Annotated in this window: 11 protein-coding genes and 1 pseudogene; 8 read left to right on the top strand and 4 right to left on the bottom strand. The window is 60.6% G+C overall.

Features of this window, described 5'->3' with window-relative positions:
- Window positions 1-82 precede the first annotated feature (82 nt).
- The 3 genes and pseudogenes from betI to betA all read left to right on the top strand — a co-directional run.
- A complete protein-coding gene (gene betI / locus RY075_RS06185; protein ID WP_003858827.1) occupies window positions 83-670 on the top strand; it encodes a transcriptional regulator BetI in 588 nt (195 codons plus the stop codon).
- Between the two features lie 13 nt (window positions 671-683).
- Window positions 684-2,156, top strand: a complete 1,473-nt coding sequence (betB, locus tag RY075_RS06180) for a betaine-aldehyde dehydrogenase (protein ID WP_048210493.1) — start codon at window positions 684-686, stop codon at window positions 2,154-2,156.
- A 13-nt stretch (window positions 2,157-2,169) separates the two neighbouring features.
- Window positions 2,170-3,828: pseudogene (betA, locus tag RY075_RS06175) on the top strand (choline dehydrogenase); the annotation flags it as partial.
- A 108-nt stretch (window positions 3,829-3,936) separates the two neighbouring features.
- Here the strand turns inward: betA and RY075_RS06170 are convergent.
- The gene (locus RY075_RS06170) at window positions 3,937-4,635 is read right to left on the bottom strand and encodes a GNAT family protein (protein WP_045896349.1); all 699 of its coding nucleotides are present in this window, start codon (window positions 4,633-4,635) and stop codon (window positions 3,937-3,939) included.
- 200 nt (window positions 4,636-4,835) lie between these two features.
- Between RY075_RS06170 and RY075_RS06165 the strand changes: the two genes are divergently transcribed.
- The 5 genes from RY075_RS06165 (at window position 4,836) to RY075_RS06145 (ending at window position 9,842) form a co-directional block, all read left to right on the top strand.
- Window positions 4,836-6,404 carry an ABC transporter substrate-binding protein gene (locus RY075_RS06165; protein WP_032608803.1) on the top strand — a complete coding sequence of 523 codons (1,569 nt, stop codon included), beginning with the start codon at window positions 4,836-4,838 and terminating at the stop codon, window positions 6,402-6,404.
- A 71-nt stretch (window positions 6,405-6,475) separates the two neighbouring features.
- Complete coding sequence (locus RY075_RS06160; RefSeq protein WP_023303249.1) at window positions 6,476-7,489, top strand: ABC transporter permease; 1,014 nt, start codon at window positions 6,476-6,478, stop codon at window positions 7,487-7,489.
- The gene (locus tag RY075_RS06155; protein ID WP_023324282.1) at window positions 7,489-8,322 is read left to right on the top strand and encodes an ABC transporter permease; all 834 of its coding nucleotides are present in this window, start codon (window positions 7,489-7,491) and stop codon (window positions 8,320-8,322) included. Before RY075_RS06160 ends, RY075_RS06155 begins: the two co-directional genes overlap by 1 nt.
- Window positions 8,315-9,151 (top strand): ABC transporter ATP-binding protein, encoded by an 837-nt coding sequence (locus RY075_RS06150; protein WP_338628307.1) that lies wholly within the window; start codon window positions 8,315-8,317, stop codon window positions 9,149-9,151. The genes RY075_RS06155 and RY075_RS06150 overlap by 8 nt, the downstream gene beginning before the upstream one ends.
- Window positions 9,138-9,842, top strand: coding sequence for an ABC transporter ATP-binding protein (locus RY075_RS06145; protein WP_045332421.1), 705 nt, complete (start codon window positions 9,138-9,140; stop codon window positions 9,840-9,842). Before RY075_RS06150 ends, RY075_RS06145 begins: the two co-directional genes overlap by 14 nt.
- Before the next feature lie 69 nt (window positions 9,843-9,911).
- Here RY075_RS06145 and RY075_RS06140 read toward each other — a convergent pair whose 3' ends face one another.
- The 3 genes from RY075_RS06140 to alsS form a co-directional block, all read right to left on the bottom strand.
- Window positions 9,912-10,385 carry a cold shock domain-containing protein gene (locus tag RY075_RS06140; protein ID WP_032608799.1) on the bottom strand — a complete coding sequence of 158 codons (474 nt, stop codon included), beginning with the start codon at window positions 10,383-10,385 and terminating at the stop codon, window positions 9,912-9,914.
- Between the two features lie 137 nt (window positions 10,386-10,522).
- Window positions 10,523-11,293, bottom strand: a complete 771-nt coding sequence (locus RY075_RS06135) for a (S)-acetoin forming diacetyl reductase (protein WP_003858846.1) — start codon at window positions 11,291-11,293, stop codon at window positions 10,523-10,525.
- Window positions 11,294-11,313: 20 nt separating this feature from the next.
- Window positions 11,314-12,948 carry an acetolactate synthase AlsS gene (alsS, locus tag RY075_RS06130; RefSeq protein WP_226860953.1) on the bottom strand — a complete coding sequence of 545 codons (1,635 nt, stop codon included), beginning with the start codon at window positions 12,946-12,948 and terminating at the stop codon, window positions 11,314-11,316.
- Between the last annotated feature and the right edge of the window lie 12 nt (window positions 12,949-12,960).

Raw genomic sequence — 12,960 nt, 5'->3', positions numbered from 1 at the left:
CAATTAAGACACATTTTATATTGAACGTCCAATCAAAAACCGCTTTAATAGATTACCAACGCTGATGAATGGAGTGGCAAAAATGCCCAAAGTGGGGATGCAGCCGATCCGGCGCAGGCAGCTAATCGATGCCACGCTGGAAGCAATTAATGAAGTGGGAATGCATGACGCAACCATCGCGCAGATCGCCCGTCGGGCGGGCGTATCCACGGGGATCATCAGCCACTATTTCAAAGATAAAAACGGTCTGCTGGAAGCGACCATGCGCGACATCACCGGTCAGCTGCGCGACGCGGTATTAAGCCGTTTACGCGCCCTGCCGGACGGCAGTGCAGAGCAGCGCTTGCAGGCGATTGTCGGCGGCAATTTTGATGAAACTCAGGTTAGCGGCGCGGCGATGAAGGCCTGGCTGGCCTTCTGGGCCAGCAGCATGCATCAGCCGATGCTCTACCGTTTGCAGCAGGTCAGCAGCCGTCGGTTGCTCTCAAACCTGGTGTATGAGTTCCGCCGCGAGCTGCCGCGTGAACAGGCTGAAGAGGCGGGCTACGGGCTCGCCGCACTGATTGACGGGCTATGGCTGCGAGCTGCGCTCAGCGGCAAACCGCTGGATAAAACCCTGGCCCAGTCGCTTACCAGCCACTTTATCAGCCAGCATTTACCGACCGACTAACCGAGGAGAATTTATGTCCCGAATGGCAGAACAGCAGCTTTATATCAATGGTGGTTATACATCCGCCACCAGCGGTCGCACCTTCGAGACCATCAACCCGGCGAACGGTGAAGTTCTGGCGACCGTGCAGGCCGCCGGGCGCGAAGACGTGGACCGCGCCGTCGAAAGCGCAAAGCGCGGGCAAAAAATCTGGGCGGCGATGACCGCCATGGAGCGCTCGCGCATCCTGCGTCGCGCCGTCGATATCCTGCGCGAGCGTAACGACGAGCTGGCAACGCTGGAAACCCTCGACACCGGTAAAGCGTATTCCGAAACCTCGACCGTCGACATCGTCACCGGCGCGGACGTGCTGGAGTACTACGCGGGGCTGATCCCGGCGCTGGAGGGCAGCCAGATCCCGCTGCGCGACACCTCGTTCGTCTACACCCGCCGCGAGCCGCTGGGCGTGGTGGCGGGCATCGGCGCGTGGAACTACCCGATCCAGATCGCCCTGTGGAAATCCGCGCCGGCGCTGGCGGCAGGCAACGCGATGATCTTCAAGCCGAGCGAAGTGACACCGCTTACCGCCCTGAAACTGGCGGAGATCTACACCGAGGCGGGCCTGCCGGACGGCGTGTTTAACGTCCTGCCTGGCGTGGGCGCAGAGACCGGCCAGTTCCTGACCGAGCATCCGGGCATCGCCAAAGTCTCCTTTACCGGCGGCGTCGCCAGCGGCAAAAAGGTGATGGCGAACTCGGCGGCCTCGTCCCTGAAAGAGGTGACGATGGAGCTGGGCGGTAAATCCCCGCTGATAGTGTTTGACGATGCGGATCTGGATCTCGCGGCAGATATCGCCATGATGGCCAACTTCTTCAGCTCCGGCCAGGTGTGCACCAATGGCACCCGCGTGTTCGTGCCCGCGAAGTTCAAAGCCGCGTTTGAGCAAAAAATCGTTGAGCGCGTGGGCCGCATCCGCGCGGGCGATCTGTTCGATGAAAGCACCAACTTTGGCCCGATGGTTAGCTTCCCGCACCGGGACAGCGTGATGCGCTACATCGCCAAAGGCAAAGAGGAAGGCGCGCGCGTGCTGTGCGGCGGCGACGTGCTGAAGGGCGAAGGCTTCGATAACGGCGCGTGGGTGGCCCCAACCGTGTTCACCGACTGCACCGACGAGATGACCATCGTGCGCGAAGAGATCTTCGGCCCGGTGATGTCCATCCTCACCTATGAGTCCATTGAGGAAGCGATTCGCCGCGCCAACGACACCGACTACGGGCTGGCGGCAGGCATCGTCACGACCGACCTGAACCGCGCCCACGGCGCCATTCATCAGCTCGAAGCGGGCATCTGCTGGATCAACACCTGGGGCGAATCCGCCGCAGAGATGCCGGTGGGCGGCTACAAACACTCCGGCATTGGCCGTGAGAACGGCGTCATGACGCTTCAGAGTTACACCCAGGTGAAGTCCATCCAGGTTGAGATGGGTAAATTCCAGTCCATATTTTAACCGGGAGGTTTATTTGCAATTTGACTACATCATTATCGGGGCCGGCTCTGCCGGCAACGTACTGGCAACACGACTGACTGAAGATCCAAACACCACCGTCCTGCTGCTTGAGGCGGGCGGGCCGGACTACCGCTTTGACTTCCGCACCCAGATGCCTGCCGCGCTGGCCTTCCCGTTGCAGGGCAAGCGCTACAACTGGGCGTATGAAACCGAGCCAGAGCCTTTCATGAACAACCGCCGCATGGAGTGCGGACGGGGTAAAGGGCTGGGCGGCTCGTCGCTGATCAACGGCATGTGCTACGTGCGCGGCAATGCAATGGATCTGGACAACTGGGCGAAAGAACCGGGTCTGGAGCACTGGAGCTATCTCAACTGCCTGCCCTACTACCGCAAGGCAGAGACCCGCGACGTGGGGCCGAACGACTACCACGGCGGCGACGGTCCGGTGAGCGTCACCACCTCTAAGCCGGGTGTGAACCCGCTGTTTGAAGCGATGGTGGAGGCAGGCGTGCAGGCGGGCTACCCGCGCACCGACGATCTCAACGGCTATCAGCAGGAAGGCTTTGGCCCGATGGATCGCACGGTCACGCCGCAGGGCCGACGCGCCAGCACCGCGCGCGGCTATCTGGATCAGGCCAAACCGCGCCCGAATCTGACCATCCGCACCCACGCCATGACCGATCACATTATCTTTGACGGCAAGCGCGCGGTGGGCGTCGAGTGGCTGGAAGGCGAAAGCACCATTCCGTCAAAAGCGACAGCGAAGAAAGAGGTACTGTTGTGCGCGGGCGCCATCGCGTCTCCGCAGATCCTCCAGCGCTCCGGCGTGGGCAACGCTGAACTGCTGCAGCAGTTTGATATCCCGCTGGTACATGATTTACCCGGGGTGGGTGAAAACTTGCAGGATCACCTGGAGATGTATCTTCAGTATGAATGTAAGGAGCCGGTCTCCCTCTACCCTGCCCTGCAATGGCGGAACCAGCCGAAGATTGGCGCGGAGTGGCTGTTTGGCGGCACGGGCGTGGGCGCGAGCAACCACTTCGAAGCAGGCGGGTTTATCCGCAGCCGCGAGGAGTTCGAGTGGCCGAACATTCAGTATCACTTCCTGCCGGTGGCGATTAACTACAACGGCTCGAACGCGGTGAAAGAGCATGGTTTTCAGTGCCACGTTGGCTCCATGCGCTCCCCGAGCCGCGGCCACGTGCGCATCAAGTCGCGCGATCCGCACCAGCATCCGGCGATCCTGTTCAACTACATGTCCCACGAGCAGGACTGGCAGGAGTTCCGCGACGCGATCCGCATCACCCGCGAGATCATGCATCAGCCGGCGCTGGACAAGTATCGCGGTCGTGAAATCAGCCCGGGCGTCGAATGCCAGACCGACGAACAGCTGGACGAGTTCGTGCGCAACCACGCCGAAACCGCCTTCCACCCGTGCGGTACCTGCAAGATGGGCTACGACGAAATGGCGGTGGTCGACGGCGAAGGCCGCGTTCACGGGCTGGAAGGGTTACGCGTAGTGGATGCGTCGATTATGCCGCAGATTATCACCGGCAACCTGAACGCCACCACCATCATGATTGGCGAAAAGATTGCCGACGCCATTCGCGGGCGCGAGCCGCTGGCGAAGAGCACGGCGGCTTATTATGTGGCGAACGGGGCGCCGGTTCGCCGCTGTGTGCGAACTTCTCCCCTCACCCTAACCCTCTCCCCAAAGGGGAGAGGGAACTTGAACACCCTCTCCCCTTTGGGGAGAGGGTTGGGGTGAGGGGTAAGGCTTTTACGTCCGAAATTCCTCTAACCGCCTGACCTGCCGCCCTTCCCCGTCAAAATTCTCCGCTGCCAGCCAGGCCCGCAGAGCCGCATCCTTTTCCGGCCATTCGCCGTCAATAATCGAAAGCATATCGCTGTCGCGGTTGCGTCCTTTGCGCACCAGCTTCTGGCGCAGCCGCCCTTCCCAGACAAACCCCAGACGCTCCGCCGCGTTGCGTGAGGCGATGTTCATCGAATCGCACTTCCACTCCAGCCGGCGATATTGATGCTCAAAGGCATTTTTCAGCAGCAGCCACACCGCTTCGGTACCCACGCGGGTGCCCTTCATTCTGCGCGACCAGGTGACGTGGCCGATCTCAACCGAGCCCTGAAAGCGTTCTATCGCCATATAGCTGACCAGCCCTACCGCCTTTTCGGTGCGCAGATCGATAATGGCAAAGGGCACCAGGTCGTCATCCAGCACCTTTCCCAGCACCCAGTGCGCAGTGGCCTCAACGCTCACAGGCTGGGTGCTGGCAAGCCACGTCCAGTCGCTGTCGTCACCCAGCGCATAGGCTTCAAACAAATCAGCCGAATGGCGGTCAGCATCCAGCGGCTCCAGGCGGCAATACTGGCCGGTGAGCAGAGTACGGGTTAACGCGCGGGCGCATTTCCAGTCCGGGACAATATCGTTAACGGTTTGACCATGTTGATTGATTTCGGGCACGGCGGTGACTCCCTGAAAGGTAAGGAGTTTGTTATAGCAGGTTAAAAAGCGAACGAAAAGAGAGGTGACTCATAACCAGACCGAATGCGTTATTCCCGGATGGCATAAGCAAAGCAGAATTTCGACTTTGAGGAAATCCTCAGCCAGCCTACCGTAACGGTGCATAAAACAATCACAATATATTTTATTCAGGGATCGCTATGACTAAAAAACTGCTGCCGTTACTGGTGCTGGCTGCGCTCTCAAGCGCTGCTCACGCCGCTACCCCGCCCAACACGCTGGTTGTCGCCCAGGGTCTGGATGATATCGTGAGCCTTGACCCGGCCGAAGCCAACGAGCTTTCCAGCATCCAGACCGTGCCGAGCCTGTACCAGCGTCTGGTACAGCCGGACCGCGATAATCCGGAAAAAATCACGCCGGTTCTGGCAGAAAGCTGGGACGCGGACGCGGCAGCAAAAACCCTGACCATCAAGCTTAAACCCGATGCGAAATTCTCCTCCGGCAACCCGCTGCGCCCGGAAGACGTGATCTTCTCTTATACCCGCGCCGTGACGCTGAACAAATCCCCGGCGTTTATCCTCAACGTACTGGGCTGGGACGCCAGCAACATCGCCAGCCAGCTAAAGAAAGTGGACGACCATACCCTCACGCTTCACTGGACGGCCGACGTTAGCCCGTCGGTGGCGCTGAATATTCTCTCCACGCCGATTGCCTCCATCGTCGATGAAAAACAGGTTGCGGCGAACGTGAAGGATAACGACTTCGGCAACGCGTGGTTAAAAATGCACTCTGCGGGCAGCGGCGCGTTCAAAATGCGCGTTTACCAGCCGCATCAGGCCATCGTGCTGGAAGCCAACGACTCCGCGCCCGGCGGCGCGCCGAAGCTTAAAAGCATCATCATTAAAAACGTCCCCGATCCCGCTTCCCGCCGCCTGCTGATCCAGCAGGGTGATGCGGACGTGGCGCGCGATCTGGGTGCAGACCAGATAAGCGCCCTCAGCGGCAAGCCGGGCGTGAAGGTACTGAGCATCCCTTCTGCCGAGCAAAACTATCTGGTGTTTAACACCGGCAACAGCGCTAACCCGCTGCTGAATAATCCAGCGTTCTGGGAAGCCTCGCGCTGGCTGGTGGATTATGAAGGCATCACCAAAGACCTGCTGAAAGGCCAGTATTTTGTTCATCAGAGCTTCCTGCCGGTCGGCCTGCCGGGCGCGCTGGAGGACAATCCGTTCACGTTTGACCCGGCAAAAGCAAAAGCGATCCTCGCCAAGGCGGGCATCAAAGACGCGCATTTCACGCTGGACGTGGAGAATAAACCACCGTTCATCACCATCGCGCAATCCATGCAGGCGAGCTTTGCTCAGGGTGGCGTGAAGGTGGATCTGCTGCCCGCTGCGGGTAGCCAGGTGTACGCCCGCGTGCGCGCTAAGCAGCATCAGGCGGCGATTCGTCTGTGGATCCCGGACTACTTCGATGCGCACTCCAACGCCAGCGCCTTCGCGTGGAACGACGGGAAGTCCAGCACCGTGGCCGGTCTGAACGGCTGGAAAATCCCGGAGCTGAACAAGGCCACGCTGGCGGCGGTTGCCGAGCCGGATCCGGCGAAACGTCTGGATCTGTATAAGAAGATGCAGGAACAGTTACAGCATAACTCGCCGTACGTGTTCGTTGACCAGGGCAAAACTCAGATCGTGGTGCGCGATAACGTGAAGGGGTATCAGCAGGGGCTGAACGCGGATATGGTCTGGTACGATCGCGTTATGAAGTAGCTTTTCCCCCCTCTCCCTCTCCCGTGGGAGAGGGGGTCGTTCGTGCATATTTTCAGGATAACGATTTTCCCATGCCACATCTTTCCACCCGCGTGCTTCAGGGTCTGCTGACTCTCCTGCTCACGCTGTTCGGGCTACTGCTGGTCACGTTTGCGCTCTCTGCCTTTTCCCCGGTCGATCGCGTATTGCAGATCGTCGGCGATCACGCCAGCCAGTCCACTTACGATCAGGTACGCCACCAGCTTGGGCTGGATCGGCCCCTGCCGGTGCAGTTCTGGCACTACCTGCAAAACCTCGCTCACGGGGATTTAGGCACCGCCAGCGCTACCGGTCAGCCGGTATTGCAGGACCTGCTGCACGCCTTTCCCGCCACGCTGGAACTGGCAACGCTGGCGCTAATTATCGGCACAGTACTCGGCGTAATTGCGGGTGTGCTGTGCGCCCGCTACGCCGGTTCGCCACTGGACTTAGCGATCAGAACGCTCACCCTGCTCGGCAATTCGGTGCCGATATTCTGGCTCGGCCTGCTGATGCTGGCTCTGTTCTACGCGAAACTACAGTGGAGCGCTGGCCCCGGCAGGCTGGACGACATCTGGCAATTCACCGTCGAGCCACGAACCGGATTTGCGCTGGTAGATACCTGGCTTTCCGGCGACCGCGAGGCGTTCCGCAACGCCATCAGCCACCTGGTGCTGCCGGTGCTGCTGCTGGCCTACTACTCGCTGGCAAGTATCACCCGCCTGACGCGCTCCGCCTGTCTGAGCGAGATGAACAAAGAGTACATATTGCTCGCCCGCGCCAAGGGCGCCGGAGAGATGACCATCCTGCTGCGTCACGTGCTGCCGAACATTCGCAGCACGCTGCTGACGGTGATTGCGCTGGCCTACACCAGCATGCTGGAGGGCGCGGTATTAACCGAAACCGTCTTCTCGTGGCCGGGCATCGGGCGCTACCTCACCACGGCCCTGTTCGCCGGTGACACCACCGCCGTGATGGGCGGCACGCTGCTGATTGGCGTCTGCTTTGTTCTGATCAATAACCTTACCGACCTGCTTGTGCGGGCGACCGATCCCAGGGTGCGCTAATGCCGTTTTATCTCTTCTTACGCCGCCTGCGCCGCTCCCCTGCCGCGTTTTGCGGGCTGATCGCCATCGCGCTGCTGGTGCTTATTGCTCTGTTCGCGCCGTGGCTTGCGCCGCAGGATCCCAACTGGCAGGACGCCGCCGCGCGTCTGCAACCGCCTAACGCGCAGCACTGGCTGGGTACTGACAGCTATGGGCGGGATCTGCTCTCCCGATTAATCTACGGCACCCGTCCGGCACTGGGGCTGGTGGCCTTAGTCACCGTTATTACCCTCCCCGCCGGTCTGCTGGTGGGGATTTTGTCAGGCTACTACGGCGGCTGGATGGAGCGCATCCTGATGCGCTTTTCCGACGTGGTGATGTCGATGCCGCGCCTGATCCTCGCCTTCGCGTTTGTGGCGATGCTCGGCCCGGGGCTGGTCAACGGCGCGCTGGCGCTGGCCTTAACGACCTGGCCTGCCTATGCGCGCCAGGCGCGCAGTGAAATCCAGCGTCTGCGCCACAGCGATTATCTGGCCGCCGCGGAGATGATGGGCATTCGCGGCCCGCGCCTGCTGGTCGGCCATATTCTGCCCCTGTGCCTGCCCTCCGCGATTGTGCGACTGGCGCTGGATCTGGCCGGGATTATTCTGGCCGCTGCCGGGCTGGGCTTCCTTGGTCTGGGCGCGCGTCCACCGATGGCGGAATGGGGCGCGATGATTGCCGACGGCATGCAGGTCATTTTTGACCAGTGGTGGATTGCCGCCATTCCAGGCGGGGCGATTCTGTTTGCCAGCCTGGCCTTTAACCTGCTGGGCGATGGCCTGCGCGACGTACTGGAGCCACAGCATGACTGAACACCGCGTCATCGTCGATGCGCTGAATATCGACTACCCCGCCGCGCGCGTGGTCAACAACCTGAGCTTTACGTTGGGCAAAGAGCGGCTGGCGCTGGTGGGAGAATCCGGCTCCGGCAAGTCCATGTCTGCCCGCGCCCTGATGGGGCTGGTGCGCAAGCCCGGCATCGTGAGCGCTAAGCGGCTTAACGTGCTTGGCAACGACCTGCTGACCCTGAACAGCCGCCGCTGGCAGGCGCTGCGCGGCAACGGCATTGCGATGGTTCTACAGGACCCGCGCTACGCGCTAAACCCGGTGAAAACCGTCGCCGCCCAGCTTGATGAGGCGCTGACCCTCCATCAGCGCCTGCCCCGCGCCGAACGACTGGCGCGCATTCACGATATCATCCGCGCCGTGGGGCTGAACGAGCACGTGCTCCAGCGCTATCCCGGCGAACTTTCCGGCGGCATGGGCCAGCGCGTGATGATCGCCATTGCGCTCGTCAACAACCCGCAGGTGCTGATCGCCGACGAACCGACTTCCGCGCTGGACGCACGCCTGCGCAACCAGATCCTGGAGCTGCTGGTACAGCAGTGCGAGGCGCGGCAGATGGCGATGCTGTTAATCAGCCACGACTTGCCGCTCGTCGCGGAACACTGCGACCGCGTGCTGGTGATGTATCAGGGTGAGAACGTTGATGAAATGGCGGCGAGCCTGTTGCCGCAGGCAACCCATCCCTACACGCGCACGCTCTGGACCTGCCGCCCGAACGCCGGGACGTTTGGCAAGATGCTGCCGACGCTCGACCGTTCGCAACCGTGGAAGGAGGACGACAATGGCACTCGTTGAGGTTAACCAGCTCCGGGTGAGTTTTGGTGAAAAAACGGCGGTTTCCGCCGCCAGTTTTGCCATCGAAAAAGGTGAAACCTTCAGCCTGATCGGTGAATCCGGCTGCGGCAAATCGACTCTTCTGCGCGTGCTGGCGGGGCTGCTGCCCGAGTGGAATGGCCACATTTCCGTCCTCGGGGAAAATTTACGGCCAGGACGACGTTTTGAAGGCGCGCTTCGCCGCAACGTGCAGATGGTGTTCCAGGATCCGTGGGCGTCTTTGCACCCGAACCACACCATTGCCCGCACCCTGTCGGAGCCGTTAAACATCCACGGCGAAAGCCAGGTTGCCGAAAAAGTGGCGGATGCGCTGCAACAGGTGGGGCTGGCTGCCGACGCGGGCAGGCGTTACCCGCATCAGCTTTCCGGCGGACAGCGTCAGCGCGTGGCCATTGCCCGCGCGCTGCTGCTGCGCCCGCAGCTTCTGCTGCTGGATGAACCGACCTCGGCGCTGGATATGTCGGTACAGGCGGAGATTCTGAACCTGCTCAACCGCCTGAAGGCGCAGCACGGCATGACCTACCTGCTGGTGAGCCACGATGCGGACGTGATTGCGCATATGTCCGACCGGGCGGCATTTATGGCGCACGGGGAGATCCAGCGGGTATTTGACCGTGAAGCAATGTTGCGGGGCGAGCACAGGATGGGGTAAACCGTGCGGCGGCGAGTGCCGCACGCATTTTGTAGGCCGGGTAAGGCGTAACCGCCACCCGGCAAAACGTTACTTCAGCAGCTTCACCGTGGCATCGATGTCGATCTCATCTTCAGTGAAGATCAGCGTCGTGTTCTGGAAGGTAGTGATCGCCAGCTTCTTCACCGTGCGCATTTCGCCCGGCTTTTTCTCGGTTTTTGGTTTGATGCTGTTCATCAGCAGCCCCACCGACAGCACCGCGTTCTCTTTGTCGATTTTAGTATCAACGGGCTCTTCTTCGCTGAACACCACGAAGGATTTAATTGAGGTAAGCTTCACGCGCTCGCCTGCAATATAGAGGTGCTTACTTTCGGGGATCACCTTCACCGCATACGCGGAAAGGCCTTTGCTGTTGGTGGTTGGCTCGAAGGTCACCGCCGCATCTTTCTTAATCAGATCAGGGTTGGCGACCTTAATCACATGAAAGTAGCGGTTGTCGCCGTTTTCATCTTTGATAAATCCAAAGCCTTTATCTTTAAACCACGTTGTGATTGTACCGTTCATCGCTGTTACCGCCTGTCAGATCTCAAGACTAAAGTTTTGCAGCGCGCAGTGTAATGCACAATGGCTGACGAGACAAAAAAAAGCCCCTGCACGGGAGCAGGGGAAAGTTCATGTCAGAGCTTTTTAGTATTGTGTATTTAGTTGAACACCATCCCACCATCAATCAGCAGCGACTGACCGGTCATGTAGTCGGAATCCGGCCCGGCGAGGTAAGAGACGCAGGCGGCCACGTCTTCCGGCTCGGACAAACGGCCAAGCGTAATGCGTTTGGCAAAGGTTTCCGTCCCGTAGCCAAGCGGTTTACCCGCCGCCTCGGAGACCTGACGGTCGATTTCCGCCCACATCGGCGTTTTGACGATGCCCGGGCAATAGGCGTTAACGGTGATCCCCAGCGGCGCGAGATCCCGCGCGGCGGTCTGGGTTAAGCCACGCACCGCGAACTTGCTGGAGCTGTAGACCGCCAGTTCCGGGTTGCCGGTATGGCCCGCCTGGGAGCAGGCGTTGATGATTTTGCCGCCGTGCCCCTCTTTGCGGAAGGCGTCAATTGCGGCCTGAATGCCCCAGATCACCCCTTTCACGTTGATGTTGTAGACCTTGTCGACAATCTCCGGCGTGATGGATTCGATGGGCGTGGACGGCGCCACCCCGGCGTTATTGACGATGACGTTAAAACCGCCCAGCGCAGTGCGGGCTTTTTCCACCGCCGCGAACACCTGCTCGCGGTCAGAGACGTCCACCTTCACGGCGACGGCCTTCCCGCCGTTGCGGGTGATCTCATCCGCGACCGCTTTCGCCGTCTCTTCGTTATAATCCGCAATAGCAACGGCAAAACCATCCTTCACCAGGCGAAGCGCAATCGCTTTGCCAATCCCCTGGCCGGAGCCGGTTACGAGAGCCACTTTTTGCATTTCTGTGTCCTTATATTGATTCACAAAATCTGGCTGAGATGGAGCTGGCCCATCAGCAGCGGGTTATCGCTGTAGTCGACGGGAATGGCCACCACGGCCGGGCCATCGACATCCATTGCCGCACGCAGCGTCGGTTCGAGCGCATCGGCGCTCTCGACGGCAAAGCCTTTCGCACCGAACGCGTCGGCATAGGCTTTGAAATCGACCGGGCCGAACTCCACGCCAGAGAGACGCTGATATTTTTTCTCCTCCTGGATGGCCACCATGTTGTAGGCGTTATCCACCCAGATGATGTGCAGAATATTGGCGTTGAGGCGTACGGCGGTTTCCAGCTCCATGCTCGACTGCAAAAAGCCGCCGTCCCCGGAGACCGACACCACCTTGCGCCCCGGGTTGACCAGCCACGCACCAATCGCCCACGGCAGCGCCACGCCCATGGTCTGCTGACCGTTGGAGATCATCACCTGACGCGCGCGGAAGCTGTAGAGGTAGCGGGCGATCCAGATGTGGAAGCTGCCCATGTCGACGGTGAGCGTTACGTCGTTATTCACGATGTCCTGCATGGCGCGCACGATGCGCAGCGGATGCAGGGCAAACTGGTTAAGCGATGCGCCGCGGCGGTCGAGGAGGTCCCGCTGATGCTGGCGATCGACAAGAATTTCCGAGGCGCGCTGGCTGAGTTCAAGCTTGTGCTCGATTCGGCTGGCAAGCAGATTCAGCGTGGCGGCAATATCCCCAACCAGTTCCAGATCGGGAACATACTTGCGCTCCTCATAGGCGGGCAGCACGTCAATGTGCACCAGGGTGGCGTCGCCGCTGTTCCACATGGACGGCTCGTATTCCACCGGGCTGTAACCGATACAGATGATCAGATCCGCCAGATGCAGGAGCCGATCGCCCGCCTGGTTGTTAAACAGACCGACGCGTCCGGCGAAGCGGGTGAAGTGTTCCTGATTCACCGCCCCGGCGGCCTGATAGGTGCTGGTGACCGGAATACGGCTTCTCTCCAGCAGTTTATGCAGCGCGGCGCTGTTGGCGGGCTGGCTGGCCATCAGGCCGAGTAAGATGACCGGGTTTTTGGCCTTCGCGATAAGCTTCGCCACCTCGTTGATGGCAGATTCCGGTGCCGGGCCCATCAGCGCCGCAGTGCTGGCGGGTAAAATCGCCCCCGTGGTGGGCTGGTCGACAATATCCTGCGGCAGGCTGACAAACGCCCCGCCCGGCCTGCCCTGCTCGGCAGCGCGAAATGCGTTCGACACCACCTCGGCAATCGCGTCAGGCGAATTGACCTCCACGGCGTATTTGGTCACCGGGCTGAACATGGCGACGGTATCCATGCTCTGGTGCACCAGCTTCGCTTTATCTGCCCGCTTCACCGCCCCGCCCAGCGCGACCACCGGGTCACCTTCGCTGTTGGCGGTGGCGATGCCGGTGATCAGGTTGGAGCAGCCCGGCCCGGAGGTGACCAGCGCGACTCCGGCCTTGCCGGTTAACCGCCCCACTGCCGCCGCCATAAACGCCGCGTTCGCCTCGTGACGCACCGGGATAATCTCGATGGAGGAGTCCAGCAGGGAGTCAAAGACCTTGTCGATTTTTGCGCCCGGTATGCCGAACACCTGCTTCACACCCTGCGCTTCCAGCTGGCCGACAACCATATCGGCACCGTG

Source organism: Enterobacter sp. JJBC, from assembly GCF_036936505.1.
Classification (GTDB): Bacteria; Pseudomonadota; Gammaproteobacteria; order Enterobacterales; family Enterobacteriaceae; genus Enterobacter; species Enterobacter hormaechei_C.
Note: the sequence above shows the minus strand (reverse complement) of the source record. Positions and strands in the feature narration are given on the sequence as shown.

Bases quoted from the DNA above. Each gene is read 5' to 3' on its own strand.
- betI (WP_003858827.1), top strand. From the start codon at position 83: ATGCCCAAAGTGGGGATGCAGCCGATCCGGCGCAGGCAGCTAATCGAT.
- betB (WP_048210493.1), top strand. From the start codon at position 684: ATGTCCCGAATGGCAGAACAGCAGCTTTATATCAATGGTGGTTATACA.
- RY075_RS06165 (WP_032608803.1), top strand. From the start codon at position 4,836: ATGACTAAAAAACTGCTGCCGTTACTGGTGCTGGCTGCGCTCTCAAGC.
- RY075_RS06160 (WP_023303249.1), top strand. From the start codon at position 6,476: ATGCCACATCTTTCCACCCGCGTGCTTCAGGGTCTGCTGACTCTCCTG.
- RY075_RS06155 (WP_023324282.1), top strand. From the start codon at position 7,489: ATGCCGTTTTATCTCTTCTTACGCCGCCTGCGCCGCTCCCCTGCCGCG.
- RY075_RS06150 (WP_338628307.1), top strand. From the start codon at position 8,315: ATGACTGAACACCGCGTCATCGTCGATGCGCTGAATATCGACTACCCC.
- RY075_RS06145 (WP_045332421.1), top strand. From the start codon at position 9,138: ATGGCACTCGTTGAGGTTAACCAGCTCCGGGTGAGTTTTGGTGAAAAA.
- RY075_RS06140 (WP_032608799.1), bottom strand. From the start codon at position 10,385: ATGAACGGTACAATCACAACGTGGTTTAAAGATAAAGGCTTTGGATTT.
- RY075_RS06135 (WP_003858846.1), bottom strand. From the start codon at position 11,293: ATGCAAAAAGTGGCTCTCGTAACCGGCTCCGGCCAGGGGATTGGCAAA.
- alsS (WP_226860953.1), bottom strand. From the start codon at position 12,948: ATGGTTGTCGGCCAGCTGGAAGCGCAGGGTGTGAAGCAGGTGTTCGGC.